General features: G+C 74.5%; 11 protein-coding genes. 7 read left to right on the top strand and 4 right to left on the bottom strand.

Annotated elements, in window-relative coordinates:
* The first annotated feature begins 12 nt into the window (after positions 1-12).
* Positions 13-819, top strand: coding sequence for an SDR family NAD(P)-dependent oxidoreductase (locus WN71_RS18740; RefSeq protein WP_046586394.1), 807 nt, complete (start codon positions 13-15; stop codon positions 817-819).
* Positions 820-928: 109 nt separating this feature from the next.
* On the opposite strand, the gene WN71_RS42755 is transcribed toward WN71_RS18740, so the two are convergent.
* Positions 929-3,724: an ATP-binding protein gene (locus WN71_RS42755; protein WP_046586396.1), complete on the bottom strand. Its 2,796-nt coding sequence runs from the start codon at positions 3,722-3,724 to the stop codon at positions 929-931.
* A 332-nt stretch (positions 3,725-4,056) separates the two neighbouring features.
* Here WN71_RS42755 and WN71_RS18725 point away from each other — a divergent pair, with 332 nt between their 5' ends.
* Positions 4,057-5,103, top strand: coding sequence for a DUF2510 domain-containing protein (locus WN71_RS18725; protein ID WP_046586399.1), 1,047 nt, complete (start codon positions 4,057-4,059; stop codon positions 5,101-5,103).
* Between the two features lie 216 nt (positions 5,104-5,319).
* Here WN71_RS18725 and WN71_RS18720 read toward each other — a convergent pair whose 3' ends face one another.
* Positions 5,320-5,934 (bottom strand): TetR/AcrR family transcriptional regulator, encoded by a 615-nt coding sequence (locus WN71_RS18720; protein ID WP_046586401.1) that lies wholly within the window; start codon positions 5,932-5,934, stop codon positions 5,320-5,322.
* A 292-nt stretch (positions 5,935-6,226) separates the two neighbouring features.
* Here WN71_RS18720 and WN71_RS18715 point away from each other — a divergent pair, with 292 nt between their 5' ends.
* Positions 6,227-7,207, top strand: coding sequence for a phosphatase PAP2 family protein (locus WN71_RS18715; RefSeq protein WP_079177951.1), 981 nt, complete (start codon positions 6,227-6,229; stop codon positions 7,205-7,207).
* Positions 7,204-8,337, top strand: a complete 1,134-nt coding sequence (locus WN71_RS18710; protein ID WP_046586403.1) for a DMT family protein — start codon at positions 7,204-7,206, stop codon at positions 8,335-8,337. The genes WN71_RS18715 and WN71_RS18710 overlap by 4 nt, the downstream gene beginning before the upstream one ends.
* Before the next feature lie 114 nt (positions 8,338-8,451).
* On the opposite strand, the gene WN71_RS18705 is transcribed toward WN71_RS18710, so the two are convergent.
* Together WN71_RS18705 and WN71_RS18700 are read right to left on the bottom strand one after the other, a co-directional pair.
* On the bottom strand, positions 8,452-9,273 hold the full coding sequence (locus WN71_RS18705; protein ID WP_046586405.1) for an LURP-one-related family protein: 822 nt from the start codon (positions 9,271-9,273) through the stop codon (positions 8,452-8,454).
* Between the two features lie 52 nt (positions 9,274-9,325).
* Positions 9,326-11,377, bottom strand: a complete 2,052-nt coding sequence (locus WN71_RS18700) for a phosphocholine-specific phospholipase C (RefSeq protein ID WP_046586407.1) — start codon at positions 11,375-11,377, stop codon at positions 9,326-9,328.
* A 470-nt stretch (positions 11,378-11,847) separates the two neighbouring features.
* Between WN71_RS18700 and WN71_RS18695 the strand changes: the two genes are divergently transcribed.
* The 3 genes from WN71_RS18695 to WN71_RS18685 all read left to right on the top strand — a co-directional run.
* The gene (locus WN71_RS18695) at positions 11,848-13,884 is read left to right on the top strand and encodes a flagellar biosynthesis protein FlhF (protein WP_052743061.1); all 2,037 of its coding nucleotides are present in this window, start codon (positions 11,848-11,850) and stop codon (positions 13,882-13,884) included.
* Between the two features lie 20 nt (positions 13,885-13,904).
* Positions 13,905-15,089, top strand: a complete 1,185-nt coding sequence (locus tag WN71_RS18690) for a hypothetical protein (RefSeq protein WP_046586410.1) — start codon at positions 13,905-13,907, stop codon at positions 15,087-15,089.
* The coding region (locus WN71_RS18685; protein ID WP_143074847.1) for a thioesterase domain-containing protein at positions 15,086-17,738 on the top strand (2,653 nt) is incomplete at its 3' end. The genes WN71_RS18690 and WN71_RS18685, both read left to right, overlap by 4 nt.

The raw sequence follows: 17,738 nt of genomic DNA, 5'->3' as shown, positions 1-17,738 counted from the left end.
TACGGTGGAGGCATGTCCACCCTCCTGATCACCGGCGCCACCTCCGGTCTCGGCCGGTACCTCGCCTTCGAGCTGGTCCGCTCCGGGCACACCGTGCTCGCGCACGGCCGCGACCCGGACCGCACCGAGCGGCTGGCCGCCGAGCTGTCCGCGCTGGGCGCCGAGCACGGCGGCCAGGCCCACGGCCTGGTCGCCGACCTCGCCTCCCTGGCCCAGGTGCGCGACCTCGCCACCCGGGTCGGCGAGGCGCACCCGGGTCTGGACGTGCTGGTCAACAACGCGGGGGTGGGATCGGGGCCGCCCGGCGCGGGCCGCGAGCTCAGCGTCGACGGCCACGAGCTGCGGCTCGCCGTGAACTATCTGGCGCCGGTGCTGCTGACCCGCGAACTGCTGCCGCTGCTGCGCGCGAACGCGCCGTCCCGGATCGTGAACGTCGGCTCGGTCGGGCAGGAGCCCCTCGACTTCTCCGATCCCGAACTGGCCCGCGGCTACAACGGGGTCTCCGCCTACTGCCGCAGCAAGTTCGCGCTCGCCGCGGCCACCTTCACGCTGGCCGAGGAGCTCGCGGGGACCGGGGTGGCGGTGAACGTGCTGCACCCGGCGACGTACATGGACACCGCGATGGTCCAAGAGGGCGGGATCAGCCCCTGGCACACGGTCGCCGACGGGGCGCCGGGCGTGCTGGCGCTGGCCACCGAGGACCTCGGCACCGGCCGCTTCTTCGACGGCACCGAGCCGTCCCGGGCGCACGAGGGGACGTACGACCCGGAGACCCGCAAGCGGCTGGCGGCGGTGACGGCCCAGTTGCTCGGGCTCTGACCGCTGCCTCGGCGGTACCGCCGCGGGCCCGCGGGAAGCGGCACCGCGTGCGGGAGCGTCGTGGTCGCTCGCGCGGTTCCCCGCGCCCTTTTGGGGGCGCGCCCCGTCGTCAGTTCGCCCCGCGGACCGACTTCAGCATCTGTCCGGCCCGTTCCGCCAGGCCGTCCGCTCCGCACGCGCGGGCCAGCGCGAGGCCCCGGTCGAGGTCGGCGGGCGAGCGGGCCGCGATGCCGTACTCGACACGGGCCGCCGCGTGCTCGTACTGGCAGGGCGAGGCCTCCAGGCGGGCGGCGGCCTGCGCGGCGAGCTCCACCGCGCGCGGGCCGGTCGCCAGGGCGGCGGCGCAGCGCAGGGCCTCGCCGATGGCGGTGTCCGTGCCGAAGCGCTCGGCCCGCCGGCGCGCCTCCGCGGCGAGCCGGCCCGCCCGCGCGGGGTCCTCGGCGGCCAGCGCGCGGGCGAGGTCGACGGCCCAGGGCACCATCACCGGGTTGTGGTGGCCGCGCACGGCGGCCGCCTTCCCGGCCGCCTCCAGTTCCGCGATGCCGTCCGCGGTGCGGCCGACGGCGAGCAGCAGCCGGCCGCGCACCGAACGCGGGTCGGGGAGCACGATCGTGGAGGGGTACGGCGGCGCGAAGCCGTACCGTTCGGCGACCGAGCGGGCCTCCTCGACATGGCCCCGGGCCAGCAGCGTGTCGACGAGGTTGCAGGTGGCCGACCAGTACAGCGGCAGCCCGCGGCCGACGCGCTCGGCGAGGCGCAGCGACTCCCGCAGGGCGGCCTCCGCCTCGCGCAGCTTGCCCCGCCTGCGGTGGCCGACACCGACGTAGGCGTGCGCGAGCGCCAGGTGGCCGCCGCTCCAGCCCGCCGTCTCGTAGGTCGCCAGGGCCTCCGTGTACAGGGCGCCGGCCCGGTCGAGCCGGTCGGCGAAGGCGTACGCGTTGGCGAGCATCAGCAGCAGTTCGATGCCCCACTCGGTGTCGGTCCAGCCGAGCCCGGGGGCCAGCCTGTCGTTGACCAGGGCCCGGTCGCAGAGCGCCACGACCTCGTCGGCGCTCTCGCCGTGGGCCATCGCGTCGAAGCCGCGCAGGATCAGCAGCGCGCGTTCGGAGTTGTCGCGCCCGGTGCACGTGGCGGCGAGCGCGGCGAGGCGCTCGGAGCGGCCCGGTGAGGCCGCGTCGCCGGCGTGGATGCCCTCCCACATGTACTGCACGCCCTGCAACCGCATCCGGGCGGGGCCGGGACCGAGGCGGGCGGCCTCGGCCTCCACGGTGCGGACGGCCTCCTCCAGCTGGTCGTTGTGGAGCAGCGCCTGGGAGAGGCGGAAGACCGCGTCCACACGGGTGTCCCGGTCGAGGCCGGGCAGCGCGAGCGCGGCCCTGAGGTGCCCGATGGTGGTGGCGGGCGCGGTCAGCAGGGTGGCGCAGCCCAGTTCGTAGAGGACGTACGCCTGCGCTTCGGGGCGGGGCGGTTCGCGCAGGGCGCGCTCCAGGCAGCGGCGGGCCGCGTCGGGCGCGCCGACGGCGAGGTGCTCCCCGGCGGCCGCGCGCAGTTGCTCGACGAGCCCCGCGTCGTCGTCCGGATGGACCTGGAGCAGATGGCGGGAGGCGGCGACGGCGCCGAGTCCGGACGCCGTGACGACCTGGGCGGCGATCCCGTGCATGGCGGTGCGCAGGGCGTCGGGGATGGAGTGGTAGACGGCGCTGGCGATCAGCGGGTGCACGAACTCCAGCTCGCCGTGGGCGTGTTGGCCGTCGTCCCGGTGGTGGCGACCGTCCCTGTGCTGGCCGCCGCCGTCCCCGTGTTGACCGCCGTCCCCGTGTTGACCGCCGTGGGCGCCTCGGTCGCCTTGGCCGCCCTGGCCGCCCGCCGCGTCGACCTCGGTCAGGATGCGGGCGCCGATCAGGAGTTCGGCGCAGCGCTGGGCGTCGGCCCGGCCGAGGGTGGCGAGTTGGGCGACGAGGTCGACCCGGATGCCGACGCCGAGGATCGCGGCCGCCCAGGCGAACCGGGTGGCCTCGATGCCGAGTCCCTTCAGGCGGGCGACGAGTCCGCCGCCGCGCGCGGAGCGGTTGAGCGCGCGCAGGTCGCCAGCGCGCGCCTCGACCGGTTCCATGTCGCTGTCCTGCACCTTGGCGAGGAGCTCGACGGTCTCGTACGGATTGCCGCCGGTGACGGCCCACACCTCGCGGCAGAAGGGGGCGTCGGCGAGCGCCCCCAGGGTGGCGCGGGTGAGTCCGGCGGCGGCGTCCGGGGTCAGCGCGCTGAGGTCCGCGACGGGCCGGCCGGCGGTGGCCTCCACCAGGTCGAGCAGTCGCGCGCTCTCCCCGGTGACGTCGCCGGGCCTGCGCGCCACCACGACGAGCACCGGCAGGTCGTCGAGGCGCTCGGCGAACGCGGCGAGCCAGCGCAGGGTCTCCTGGTCCGCCCAGTGCGCGTCGTCGATCAGCAGCACCAGCGGCCACTCGCGCTTGACCAGTCGGCGTACGGCGGCGACCAGGCCGTCCACCACGCCCTGCGGGTCGGCCCGGCGCCCGGCGGGTTCCGCTATGCCGAGGGCGGGACCCGCGATGTCGTACCAGTCGCCGAGGTACTCGCGGGCCTCCTCGGGCAGCAGGGACAGCAGCGCGGGCTGGAGCAGCTGCCGTACGACGGTGAAGGGCACGGAGCGCAGGGTCTCGGCGCCACGGGCGGCCCAGACCGTGCAGCCGCGCCGTTCGGCGATGCGGCGGGCCTCGGCCAGCAGGGCGGTCTTGCCGAGGCCGGCCTCGCCGCGCAGCACCAGCAGGCTGCCGGCGGTGGCCCGGTCGGCGCACAGGTCGTCGAGCGCCTCGGTGACCGCGGCGACCTCCGTGTCCCGCTCCCAGAGGGAGCCGGGGGCGGGAGCCGAGGGCCGTTCCTCGTCCATCCCGCTGCCTCCCCGAGTCGCCGGACGACGTTCAGCTCCCGAGCGTAGCCCGCTCCCGGTCCTCGTGGTGCGCGGAACGGACAGCTCTCTCCGGTACGGGTGAACGGCCGTTCCGGAGGCCGACGCACCAGGCCCGGGGCGTAACGATTCCCTTCCCGGGCAACGGAGTTCACCGCTCGGTCGGGGAACGGCGGGGCTTCGAGGGGCAGGGGTGAGCCGGGCTTCGCGAGGATGCGGTGGGCGGGTACGGTCGACGTCACGGCACACGACCTTCAGGAAGTGGGACCGGATCCTCTCATCCCGCTTTCACCCATGCCTCATACGGTGGTCTCATGACGCAGGTGACTCCTCCCGGGTGGTACCCAGACCCGGGGCAATCAGATGACTCTCCCGCCACCGAGCGCTGGTGGGACGGCAAGGCATGGACGGATCAGACCCGCCCCGCGGGTTCGACCTCCGTCTGGGGTCCCCCGACGCAGCCGCCGGCCGCCGGAGGATTTCCGGCGTACCCGGCGTATCCCGCCCAGCCGCCGGCCGGCTCGCGGCGCGGTCTGCGCACGGGCATAGCCGTCGGCGTGGCGGCCGCGGTGCTCGCCGCCATCGGGGTCGGCGCCTGGGCGCTGACCGACAACGGCGGCGGCAACGGCAACGGCAACCAGGCCGGCACCCAGCAGGGCCCCGGCGGGTTCGGCGGCGGCCAGGGCGGCCCCGAGGGCGGCTTCGGCGGCGGCCAGGGCGGTCCGTTCGGGCAGAACGGCGGCGGCGAGGACGGCGGCCAGAGCGGCGGCTCCGGCGACGGCGGCTCCGGCGGGCAGAGCCCCGACCCGGGCCAGTCCGAGGCGCCGAAGGTCAAGGGCGGCGGTACGGTCTCCGACTCGATCAACGCCATCAGCGTCCCGGTGCCGGACGGCTGGACCGGCGAGTCGATCACCGTGGGCGCCCAGGTGACGTCCGACGACTCCTACAAGTGCCCCGGCGACACGTCGCAGACCTGCACGAAGGGCGGCGCCTACTCGGCGCCCGCGGCGGCGCTGGGCACCAAGGGCGACACGGCCGAGGCGGTCGCGAAGGCGGACATCTCGGCCAACGCCGAGGAGTCGTACGGCAAGGGCTACGGCAGCATCACCTCGCACAAGGTGCTGGAGTCCAAGGCGATCACCGTGGCCGGGCAGAAGGGTTACCTGGTCCGCTGGAAGGCGGTCACCAGCAAGGGCGCGGACGGCATCGTCGAGTCGCTGGTCTTCCCCTCCCCGGCCTCCGCCTCGCAGCTGGTCGTGGTCCGCTTCGGCATCGACGCCGATCAGAAGGCCTCTGTGATCGACACCATCACGAAGGGCATCGCCGCGTCCTCGGGCGGCGGCGACGGCCAGAAGGTCTGACGCGCGCTCCGCGGCCGGGCCGGTGAACGGCCACGGCCGCGGCCGCGCTCCTTCGGGAGAACCCCGGCCGCGCGCCCTCGGGAAAGCGACGGCCGGGTGGGATGCCCCCCGCTCAAGGGGCACCCCACCCGGCCGGGGGGTGCGCGCCGCCCCCGTCCCCACGGTGCGGCGCGATCAGACCGCCGTCCAGTCATCCCGTGGACGGCGACCTGGGTCTCAGGTCAGCCCGAGGGCCGGCAGCACGGCCGCCTCCACGAACCGGACCAGGTACTCGGCGTCGGCGTACTCGCCGGTCAGGAAGGGCCTGACCCGCAGGACGCCGAACATCATGGCGGGGATGTACTCGACCGCCGGGTTGTCCGCGGCGATCTCGCCCCGCTCGACCCCCCGCCGCAGGATCTGCTGGAGCGCGGCGATCTCGGGGTCCACCAGCGCCTCGCGCAGGGCGTGCGCCAGCTCCTTGTCCTCCGTGATCGCGTGCCCGAGCGCCTGGAGCAGCCGGGTGTCCTTGCCCGACCAGTCCCCGGCCGCCCGCGCCGCCTGGCGCAGATCCTCGGCGAGCGAACCGTTGTCGATCCCGGCGAACCGCACGCGCCGGTTGGCGCGCAGCGCGGCCGCCACGAACTGCGGCTTGTTGCGCCACTGCCGGTAGAGCGTCGACTTGCTGCACCGCGTGCTGGCGGCGACCCCCTCCATGGTGACGGAGTCGTAGCCGCATGCGCGGATCTGTTCGAGGACGGCGTCGAAGAACTCCCGCTCACGCTCCGGTGTGATCTTGGAGCGGCGCGAGGCGGCGACCGATTCCGGTCCCTCCGCGGCCTGCGACGTCATCAGCTCTTCTCCTCGTCTCGGGAGTGGTGACGCTCTATCGATACGCCAGTGTACCGGTACTCAGACGTATCGGTACACTGGCGTATCGGTACGCTAGCGTTTCGGCACGCACACGTTTCGGGACGCGGCCGTATCGATGGGTCCGGGCAGCAGCCCGGGTCCCCTTCGGGTCCGGGCCACCGCCCGGACCCGCGTCCGTCGGGCACCGCCCGGCGCGATGAGTCCGGGCCCCCGCCCGGGTCATGGGGACACACCTGCACAGGGATGACGACGATCGGCGAAAGGGCCGGGGATGGATGCACGAACCGAGCCTGCTCGGGCCGAGCCGGGCGCTGCCGCCCGGCCACCACTCGTACGCGAGCTGCTGCTCGTGGTGGGGCTCTTCCTCGTCTACAAGCTCGGCAGGCAGCTGGCCACGGGCCATGTGACCGAGGCGCTGCACAACGCGGGCCGGGTCTGGCACCTGGAGCGCGTGCTGCACCTGCCCGGCGAGGGCCTGGTGCAGTCGCTGCTGCTGGACAGCCACGACCTGGTGCGGCTCGCGAACATCTACTACGCGACCGTCCACTTCCCCGCCACCGCGGCCTTCCTGGTCTGGATGTATCTGAGGCGGCCGGCGCACTACGTGTGGGCCCGCCGGGTCCTCGCCGCGGTCACCGCCGCCGCCCTGGTCCTGCCCTTCACCTTCCCGCTCGCCCCGCCGCGGATGCTCGCGCTCAGCGGTCTCGTCGACACCGGCCGCGTCTACGGCCCCTCCGTGTACGGGCCCCCGCGGACCGACCATCTCTCGAACCAGTTCGCGGCGATGCCGTCGCTGCACTTCGGCTGGGCCCTGATGGTGGCGATCGGCCTGATCGCGGCGACCCGCTCCCGCCTGCGGTGGCTGTGGCTGCTGCATCCGCTGGTGACGCTGCTGGTCATAGTCGGCACCGCGAACCACTACTGGATCGACGCGATCGTGGCCACGGCCATGCTCGGCACCGCCCTCGCCCTGATCCCGCGCCCGCGACACGAAGCCGACACGGTCGACACGGCTGACAGGGCCGACAGGGCGGGTGCGGGCGCCGGGAGCACCGATGCCGGTGCCGCAAGCGCGGGTACCGGGGTCGGGAGCGCAGGTGCCGGTGCCGCAAGCGCGGGTACCGGGGCCGGGAGCGCAGGTGCCGGAAGCGCGGGGGCCGCCGCCGGGAGCGCCGCGAGTCGCGGTCGTCCGCGGCCGCTGCCCGCCCAGGACCCGGCATCGGCCACCGCGCTGGCGGGAACGGGCCGATGAGCGCCACCGTCCTCGCCGTCGCCCTCTCGCTCGTCTCGGCGGTCGCCTACGCCGCCGCGGCGGTCGCGCAGGAACGGCTCGCCTCCCGCACCGCGGACGGCGCCGGGCCGCTGCGGATGCTGGCCTCCAGCGCCTGGTGGTGGTCGGTCCTGCTGAACGCCGGCGCCGCGCTGCTGCACGTCGTGTCCCTCAAGTACGGCCCGCTGACGCTGGTGCAGCCGCTCGGCGCGCTCACCCTGGTCGCCGCGGTCCCGATGGGGGCGCGGGTGGCCGGGCGGCGGGTCGGCCCCGCCGAGTGGCGCGGCACCGCGCTCACCCTGCTCGGACTCTCCGCGATCCTCGTCACGGCGTCCGGTCCGGCACCCCACCGGGTGCTGAGCCTCACCGAGGCGGTCGCGGTCGCGGGCGCCACGGCGGCGGTGATCGGGATGCTGTCCTGGCCCGGCGGCCGTCCCGGGCTGCGGCACGCCACGGCGTCGGGCTTCGCCTCGGGCGTGGCCTCGGCGTTGACCCAGACGGTGACGGTGGCCGCCACCGACCGGACCGGCCCGGCGCTCAGCGCCCAGGTGGTCGTGGTGGCGCTGCTGGTCGCCGCGTTCGCCGCGGGCGGGCTGCTGCTGTCGCAGACCGCCTACCGCGGCGGCCTCGGCGCTCCGCTCGCGGTGGTGACCCTGGCCAATCCGGTGGCGGCCGCGGTGATCGGGCTCGCGCTGCTGGGCCAGGGGCTGCGGGGCGGCGTGGAGGGCGTGCTGCTGGCCCTGGCCGGCGCGGCGTGCGCGGCCTGGGGCGTGCTGGAACTGTCGCGGAACACGCCGGAACCGGCGGCGGGCTCCGGCGGGGCTCCTTCCCCCGCGGGTTCTCCCGCCGGGGCGGCCGCGGCTGGTTCTCTCGCCGGGGCGGCCATGCCGACCGGAGCGGCCACCGCGATCGGGACCGCTTCCCTGGCCGGAACGGCGTCTCCCGCCGGGGCGGTCGGCGCCGCGGGCGAGGACGACGGGGAGCACCCCGTGGCCGCGGTCCTCGCGCTGGAACCGGGTACGGCGACACCCGAACCGGCGCTGCTGCCCAAGCAGCCCAGGCAGCGGCGGCGCCGGTACCGGTCCGGACGCGGACACCTCACGTCGCTGTAGACGCCGTCCGCGCGCTGTCGGCGGCGCGGGGACGGAACGCGAACGGCGGTGCGACACCACGGAGAACCGTGGCCGCACCGCCGTTCGCACTGCTGTGATGGGGCTTCCCGACGGTCAGCCGAGCCCGCGCGAGTCCTGCTTCAGCGCCGTGTCGACGGTGAGCGCGGTCGCGACGACCAGGCTCAGCAGCGGCTCGGGCAGCTGGAAGTGGATCTGGAGGACGTAGTTGTCCGCGGTCGTGAAGAGCGTCTTGGCGAGGCCCTCCCACGTCTTGGTGATCCGCGCGACCTCGTTCTCCGCGTGGTCGACGATCGCGAAGTTCCACGCCCGCCAGTTCTCCGCCTTGATCGCGCCGACCTGCTGGCCGTTCACCATCATCGCGAAGTTGATCTTGCCGATCATGTTCTTCTGGACGATCTCGCCGACGACCGTGCCGTCCGGACGGGACACGATCACCTTCGACTTGAAGATCTTCGCGGGCCGGGTCAGCGTCAACTGCGGCTGGCCGTGGGCGTCGCGGATCTCGAGCCGGTGGGTCATGAACTGGTCGAGGCTGGAGACGAAGCGAAGGATCTTCTTCAGAACGCTCTGACCGACCTCGGTGACCGAGCCGATCTGGTTGCCGCCCTGATCGAAGACCTTGTACTCGTTGGTCACCTCGATCAGCTTGGCCTTCTGGTTCACCACCAGGACCGGCTCGGTGAACAGAGTGCCGCCACCGGGGCCGCTAGGCGCGACCCCGGCCTGCTGCTGAACCTGCTGCTGCACACGCGGGTCGGGCCCGGTCGCCTGCTGCGGGATCGGCGGTACCGTCTGGCCCTGTTCGCCGGCGTGCGTGTGCTCGGTCCACTGGGAACCGTCGTAGTACCGCAGCGTCTGGGCCGCCCCTTGCGGATCCGGGTACCAACCTGCAGGAGTGTTCGAATGCGTGGTCACCGGGGCACAGTACCGTGAGCCGCCCCGAAAGCAACCGGCGGTTCGGCTTTCGTCAGACGGTGCCGATCGCCGGATCGCTCATCCCTGCACGCCCGTTCTCGACATGTCCGGCAAACCTCCGCAAGAAGGACGGGTCTTCGGCCGACGTCACGGTCAGGTCGTACCAACGGTGGCTGGCGGCAAGCCCGGCGGTGTACCGCACGGTGGCACCGGCCCGCACCCGGAAGCCGCGGGGGCGACCGCCGTAGCCGTCGGTGAGCCTCAGATTCACCGTGCCGGAGCCCTTGTTGGTGAACACGAGCTCGATGTCGTCCCCGGCGTAGCGCGCGACCGCCTCGGGCCCCGCCGCGTGTCCGGGCCCCTGGAAGACCCGCAGGAAGCCGTTGGGTCCGTGCACGGTCAGGTCGTACGAGCCGCCCGAATAGGCGGTGTTCCAGGTGTCGGCAAGGGACGCGCCGGCCGCGGTGGTGTAACTCCAGGGTCCGTCGGTGCGGTTGCCGGAGGTGACGAGGAAGCCGGCCCCCGCCTCGGCGCCGGAGACGAAGGAGAGGGTGAACTTCCCGGCCGCCGGATCCGCCGAACCATCCACGACGGGCGCGTACTTGAGCGGACGGGCGGGCCGCGTGCCGCGCTCCTGCCGGGGCAGCACCGCCGTGGTGGGCGGGGTCGGCTTGTAGTCGGGGTGCCGGTCGAGGTCCGGGGGCCGGTAGCCGTCGGTGGCCGGCAGGACGACCGGCCGGGTGTCCGTGCGGGTGAAGTCGAACGCGGAGGTGAGGTCGCCGCTGACGGCCCGCCGCCAGGGCGAGATGTTGGGCTCGTGCACGCCGAAGCGGCGCTCCATGAAACGGATGACGGAGGTGTGGTCGAGCGTCTCCGAGCAGACGTAACCGCCCTTGCTCCACGGGGAGACGACGAGCATCGGCACCCGCTGGCCGAGGCCGTAGGGGCCCGCCGCATGGCCGGCGTCGCCCTTGAACAGGTCGGGGCCCGCGTCGACGGTGGACAGGCCCTGCGCCGCGGAGCCGGGCGGGAACGGCGGCACGAGGTGGTCGAAGAAGCCGTCGTTCTCGTCGTAGGTGACGAACAGCGCCGTCTTCGCCCACACGGCGGGGTCGGCGGTGAGCGCGTCGAGGACCTGGGAGACGTACCAGGCGCCGTAGTTGGCGGGCCAGTTGGGGTGTTCGGTGAACGCCTCCGGGGCCACGATCCAGGAGATCTGCGGCAGTCGGCCGCCCTTGATGTCGGCCTTCAACTGGTCGAAGAAGCCCTCGCCCTTGCGGGCGTCGGTGCCGGTGCGGGCCTTGTCGTACAGCGGGTCGCCGGGCTGCGCGTTCTGGTACTGCTTGAAGTACAGCAGCGAGTTGTCGCCGTAGTTGCCGCGGTAGGCGTCGGGGATCCAGCCCCAGGAGCCGGCCGCGTCGAGGCCGTCGCCGACGTCCTGGTAGATCTTCCAGGAGACCCCCGCCTGTTCCAGTCGCTCCGGGTACGTCGTCCAGCCGTACCCCGCCTCGTCGTTGCCGAGGACCGGCCCGCCGCCCTGGCCGTCGTTGCCGGTGTAACCCGTCCACAGGTAGTAGCGGTTGGGGTCGGTCGAGCCGATGAAGGAGCAGTGGTAGGCGTCGCAGACGGTGAAGGCGTCGGCGAGCGCGTAGTGGAAGGGGATGTCGTCCCGGGTCAGGTACGCCATCGTCGTGGAGCCCTTGGACGGCACCCACTTGTCGTATCTGCCGCCGTCGAACGCGGCGTGGCCGTCGTTCCAGCCGTGCGGCAGGTCCTGGATGAAGGCCAGGCCCAGGTCGTCGGCGTCGGGGTGGAAGGGCAGCAGGTCCTTGGTGCCGTCCGACTGGTACCAGACCGGCTTGCCGTCGGGGCGCGCCACGGGGCGCGGGTCGCCGAAGCCCCGTACGCCTCTCAGGGTGCCGAAGTAGTGGTCGAAGGACCGGTTCTCCTGCATGAGGACGACGATGTGCTCGACGTCCTCGATCGATCCTGTGCGGTGGTTGGCGGGCAGCGCGGCGGCTCGCTCGACGCTGTTGGACAGCGCCGTGAACGCCGCCGTACCGCCCGCGAGTTGAAGGAAACGGCGCCGGTTGACTTCGGGCATGACGAAGGACCCTCTCATCCTGAGGAACGGGTGCCCGGACGGGACCGGGTGCGCGCGCAGCGAGTGTTCCAAGCGTGCCGAACGTCAGGGAAGGGTCGGGTGGCGTCCGTGTGAAGGTCGGCGGTATGTGGGGTGTGCCCCGCGCGAAGTGCCCCTGAGGCGGGCCGGGCCGGTGCCCGGAAACAGTTGCGCGCGGGCCCGGCGGGATTCCTGTGACTCATCCATTCCTTTCACTTCGGATCACTTGTGTCACACCCGTTTCCATTCTGGTCGACTTTTTCCGTGAACAGCGTGGAATTCATGGGCAGTCCCCCTCGAACCGTGCAACGGATCCGGCCCCGTGTGCCATCATGGCTTTCCGCATTGACGCGCCGGATTTCTCGGTCCGGCTCGTCCTCAGGGGGAAATGCGACGCACTCGACGAGCCGGCCGTGAGCCGACCGCGTGCGTACGGGGGGCAGGGGCACGCGATGGCCGATCAACAGCGTTTCGACAGACCGCCCGCGTCCCCGCAAGCCGCACCGGACGACCCGTCCCGCCACGAAGACCCCTACCGGCACGACGACCGGCCCCGCCACGAGGCGGCACCGCGCACGGCCGAGGGGCCCCGCGCCGACGGCTCCCCGCGCCCCGGCACCGCCTGCCCGGTGTGCGCCACCCCCGACGACGGGCAGGAGCTGTGCCCCGTCTGCTGCTGGCAGTTGTACGGCGACCCGGCCCTCGGCGAGGCCACCGAGCAGGACCACGAGGACGCGCGGGCCGCCCTCGACGCGGCCGCCCACATCTGGGACCTGGACGCCGCGCGCCGGGCCCGACCGCCCGGGGCGCCGGGCGAGGGACCGGACGGATACGGCTCGCTGCTGCGCGGCGGCCCCCTTCCCCACCCGGAGCACGCCACCGCCGCCGCGCCCGACGGGCCGGCCCCCGAGCCGCCGGCCGACCCCGCGGAATGGGCGCGGGTCCTCGGTGAATTGATCGCCGGACGCATACCGGCGCTGCTGGTGGTCGAATTCGCCGCCGACAACGCGAGCGTGGTGCACACACGCGCCGACGCCAACGGAATTCCCGCCCGCGCGAAGGAAAGCACCGCCGAATGGCGGACGATCGTGCCGGAACTCCATCCCGAGGACGACATCCGCCGGTTCCAGCTGGCCGGCGGGATCGGTTCGCCCGACCCGGTCGACCGGGAGCAGTTCGACCGCTCCGTCGCGCGCTGGCTGTCCGCCGCCCTCACCGTCACCCCCGACGACACGGTCGTCCTGGTGTGCAGCAGACCCGGCTGGACCCTGCTCGACCGGGCCGCCGAGGTGCTCCGCTCCCGCCACCGGGTGCCGGTGGTGCTGCACCGGGCCCCCTCCGCCGAACGGCCCGGCGAACGCGCCCGCGGGCTGCTCCGCTCGGCCCCGCTGCTCACCGACCACGTCCTGCTGCTCGCCCGGGTCGACCCGGGCACCGGCCGAGTGCGCCTCGACGAACGGGTGTTGTTCCGGGCGGGCACGGTCGTACCGCGCCCGGACGGGATCGCCGTCCGGGTGGCGGTCCACGGCGGCGTCACGGACAACGGCTCGGCCGCGCTGCCGCTCGTGGCCCGCGCCCGGGACACGGGGCTCGACGACGCGACCGTACTGGCCCTGCACGGCCTCGAACTCCCCGCGCACGGCACGGCATGGGTCACCTACGTGCTGCGCGGCCCCGGCGAGATCGAGGCCCTGGGCGCGGACGGCACCCCGCTGCCCCGGCGCGCCGCGCCCGCCACCGACATGGCGGCCCTGACCGCGCGGGTGAGCGGCCGGGTCGTGCCGCCGCCGCCGCTGGACCTGGTCTGCGCGGTGGAGATGGCCGGTGCGACCGAGGAGGAGACCGCGGAACGGGTCGCGTTCCTGCGGGAGTTGATAGGCCATCTGACGGAGCGCCGGCAGCAGTTGCGGGTGGGCGCCCTCGGCTACTACGACCACGTCTCCCGCAACCGCTACGCGCGCGCCGCCGACATCGTGGTGAGCGTCTCCCCCGCCGCCGCGGACCGCACGCTGGCCGCGGTGGCCCGCTGGCGGCCCGCCCCCCGGGTGCGGGACAGCGCCGCCGCGCTCGAGGACGCGCTCCAGGCCGCCGTCCCCATGACCGCGGGGCGCCCCCGCCGGGGCGGCCCGCAGAAGGTCCTGCTGGTGCTCGGCCGCAGGCCGCCGGGCCTGCCCGGCCAGGTGGGCCTGATCCCCGCCTGCACCTACGGCATCGACTGGCGGGTGCAGGTCGGCCGGCTGCGCGCCCAGGGCGTCCGGGTGGTCGCCAGGGCGGACCCGCCCACCACCCCGCCCTCCGGGGACCGCACGGGCCTCGCCCTGCAACGGCACACCGACGAGTCCTGGCGGGAGCTCGCCGCGGGCGGATCGTTCCGGCCCGGCACCGACTCCGCGCGGGACGTGGCCCGCGCGCTGGCGCCGCCCTGGCGCATGGAGGGCCCCTCCTGTCCGCTGGCCTTCGCCGAGCCCCTGACGCCACCCGCCGCCTGAGGCGCGAGAGAGGACTGCCCATGACGACCAGCGGCTTCGACCCGGAGCAGGGCGCCCAGGACGGCCCGCCGCCGCCGCGTCAGCCCGCGCCGCCGCCGTACACGGCGCCGGGCACCGGCTACGAGCAGGCGCTGTCCGCGCCGATCCCGGCCCCGCCGCAGACGCCGCCGTACGGGATTCCCTCCCCGTCCTACGGCGTCCCGGACGGGAGTCTCGACCCCCTGCCGATCCCGACCGCGGCGGGCCGGGGCGGCGCCGCCGCCGCTTCCGACTCGGTGCTCATCGGGCTGTGGGGCGCGCCCCGCGCCGGCAAGACGACCTACCTGGCCGCCCTCCCGGTGGCCGCGATGCAGCAGCAGCGGCAGGGCTCCGCCAACTGGGTCGTGGTCGGCATGTCGCAGGACGCCAACGACTTCCTGATCGAGAACGTCACCCGGCTGACCAGCGAACGCCGTTTCCCCGTCCCCACGTTGGCCCCGGTGGGCATGAGCTGGTCCTTCACCGGGACCGAACGCGGCGCCCTGCGGCCGCGCGGCCGGGACGTGAGCTTCGTGCTGGAGATCCAGGACTTCTCCGGCGAGTCGTTCTGGAAGAAGGACACCCGCAGCGTCGACCCGGCGGCCGTCGACCACCTGGCCCGCTCCCAGGGCATCATCTACCTCTTCGACCCGCTGCTCGACGCCGAGGAACACACCCGCAGCCTCGACTACTTCTACGCCACCCTCACCCAACTGGCCGCGCGCGTCCGCGACGAGGGCCGTTTCCACCGCAACCGGCTGCCGCACCACGTGTCCGTGTGCGTCACCAAGTTCGACCATCCGAGCGTCTTCCGCCCCTCGGTGGAGGCCCGCTGGGTGACCCAGGAACAGACCGGCTCGCGCATCCCGCGGATCCCCGACAACCTGGGCAACGCCTACTTCGACTGGGTCTGCGACGACTTCCGCGGCGCCACCGCCCGCCTGGTGCGCGACGGACTGCGCAACTTCTTCCACGAGGACCGCATCTCGTACTACGCCTCCTCCGCGATCGGCTTCCGCCTCAACCCGCAGAACATCTTCGACTACCGCAACTACGCCAACGTGGAGATGGTCGACGGGGAGCCCCGCATCTGCACCCCGCCGATCCCCATCAACGTGATCGAGCCCCTCGTCGACCTCGAACGCAAGATCCGCACCGACCGCCGTCGCCGGTGGCGGCGGCCATGACATCGGCCTCCGGGGGCCGACGGCTCGCCGCCGACTGGGCGGTGCTCGGCAAGCGACCGGGCGAGGTCATGGGGTACGAGGTGCTGGACGGCAGCCTGCCCCGGGACCGGGCCGCCCACTACCTGTGGGGATCGCAGACCGCGACGCCCGAGGGCGACCGCAGGGACGGCCCCGACGCCCTGCCCTGGCGGGTGTTCCTCAGCTCCGCCGAGGGCGAGCCGGCCGCCGTCGCGGGCCGGGTCGAGACCCGCTGGGACGGCGTCCGCGACGGCACCGGACAGCCCAGCCTCACGTCCTGTCTGGCCCTGCTCGACTGGGCGGCGGCGGTCGGTGCCCGCGCCACCTGGACCACCCTGGACCGGGCGGCCGCCGCGGCGCCCTGGCCGGTCCCCGGCCGTGACCCGCGCACGGCGGGCGAGTCCGGACTGACGCTCGACCTGCTCCCGGCCTCCGTGCAGGAACTCGCCGACACCGTGGACCGGTTGGGCTTCGACTGGGCCTCGGGGGTGGCCGCGCTGCTGCTGGACGGCCGGCAGGTGGTGATCACGCTGCCGGCCGGGGCCGAGCCGCCCGACGTGAGCCGCCGGGTGCTGATCCTCGACGCCGTGTGCGCGCTGCTGCCGTACGGCTGCCGGGTCTGGCTCTCCGCGGCCACCTGGGCCGGGCACCGGGCCGAGCACCGGCTCAGCCTCGTCTTCGCGCCGCGCGCCCGCGCCACCCAGCTGGAGGTCGCGCTGCACGGCGCGGTGCCGCGCGAGCCGGCCGGCGCCACCGCCCGCACCTACCTGGCGGAGCTGCGCAGGCTGCGCGCCAAGACCGGCGCGACCGCCGAACTCGTCGCCCATCTCCTGCGGTTGGCCAAGCCCCTGCCGTTCTCCGAGAGCGCGGTGGCGCTCTCCCGGCTGCGCGAGATCGATCTCATGGACGCGGTCCTCGCGGAGATCGCCGAGGGCCGCGGCGATCCCGCGCGGGCCGTCTACGTCCTGGAGCGGCAGTCCGCGGGCCAGCAGGACGCCAAGATCCGCGACCTGCTGCTGTTCCTCGCCCGCTGCGCCACCCGGACCGAGGCGCCCCAGGACGCGGCGGCGGCACGCACCTGGCTGGTCGCGAACTGGCCCCCGGGGCTGAGCGGTTGCCTCGGGGCGGAGCTCGGCACCGAGCCGCCGTCGGAGTCCTCCTTCGGCCGCGCCGTGGGATGGCTGCGGCTGGCCCGGGAGGCGGGGGGTCGCGCGACGGAGGCGTTCGCGGAACTGCTGGGCTCCGTCCTGACGGCCGAACAGCCCGCCCACGCGCGCAACTGGGCGGCCTGGCGGGCGCAGTTGATCACCAAGGCCCAGCGGGACTTCGGCGTCGAGGCCGAGGTGGCCGACCCCTTCCTCGTGAACTCCGCGGACATGGGCCTGGAGTGGGTGAGCGTCGGGGTGAAGGACAACCGGCTCGACGCCCAGGTCGTCGAACGTCTCGTGCACCGGCCTGCGGGCGCGCCCTCGGCGTCCGGGTCCTGGCCGCGGTTCGTGGCCGCGATCGCCGGTCTGCTGCCGTCCGGTGAGGCGCGGCGCGAGGACGCCGAGGCTTTCGCCGCGCTCGGCGAGCGGGCCTGGCGCACCGCCCTCGACCTCGCCGATCTGTACCACCGCGGCCAGGTGCTGGACCTGCTGTGGAACCCGTTGCTGGACGTGGCCACCGGCGCCGGCGCCGAGGACCGGGCCCAACTCGCCCGGCGGGTGCACCGGCTGGCCCCCGCGGAGGCCGACCTCGCCCCCGAACTCGCCGCCACCGCCGACCTGCTGGAGACGGGCGGCACGTCGTTGCCCCGGCTGCCGCGGACCCGGGCCAGCCGCGAGCGCTACGTCGAGGCGCTGTCGCACCGGCTCGACCATCCCCGCGCCTACGGCGAAATCGAGCACGCGGTGCTCTCGGCGCTGCTCGGCCCGCCGCAGCAGCCGCCGCCCGGCACGGCCCTGGAGACGCTGGCCGACCTCGTCGCCCGGCGGCCGGGGCTGCGCATGCCGGTGCTGGACGAGGTCGCCGAGCGGCTGCGGACGCACGACGCCTGGCTGGAGGCGGAACTCCCCGGCGACTGGACCGACGAGCTCGGCCGGCGCGCCGGGATGCAGTGGCTGCCCGCCCTCATGTCCCTGCGCGAGCTGGTGCGGACCGACCCCGCCCCGGACCGGCTGAGCGACGCGGTGCGCCGGGCCACGGCGGGCGAGTCGCTGTCCCCCCGCACCCTGCGGGAGCTCGACCCCTGGATGCGCAGCCAACGGTCCGTCATGGTGGACGCGCTCGCCGAGCGGCTGGAACGCGAGGCACCGGGCCGCTCCCTGGGCACCCAGCTCTACCTGGCGATCCGCACGGGCACCTACGGCCGCGAGGTCCAGGAGCGGATGCGGGCGTACGCCGACGCCGAGTTCGCGCGCCTGGCGCGGGCCACCGCGCTCTGGCGGGGGCCCTCCGGCGGCCGCGGGGCAACGGGCGGAGGCGGAGGCTCGGCGCGGCCCTCCGGCCACGCGGGAGCCGGCGGCCCGGCGCGGCCCGTTCCGGGACAGGGCGCGCCGCCCCCGCCCCCGCACCACCCCCGCCCGCCGGCCGTACCGCCGCCGCACGGCTCCCAGGCGCCCGCACTCCCGCAGGCGCACGCCGCCGACC

The organism is Streptomyces mangrovisoli (assembly GCF_000974985.2).
Lineage (GTDB): Bacteria > Actinomycetota > Actinomycetes > Streptomycetales > Streptomycetaceae > Streptomyces > Streptomyces mangrovisoli.
The sequence above is the reverse complement of the archived record's forward strand: the minus strand, read 5'-3'. Positions and strand labels throughout refer to the sequence as shown.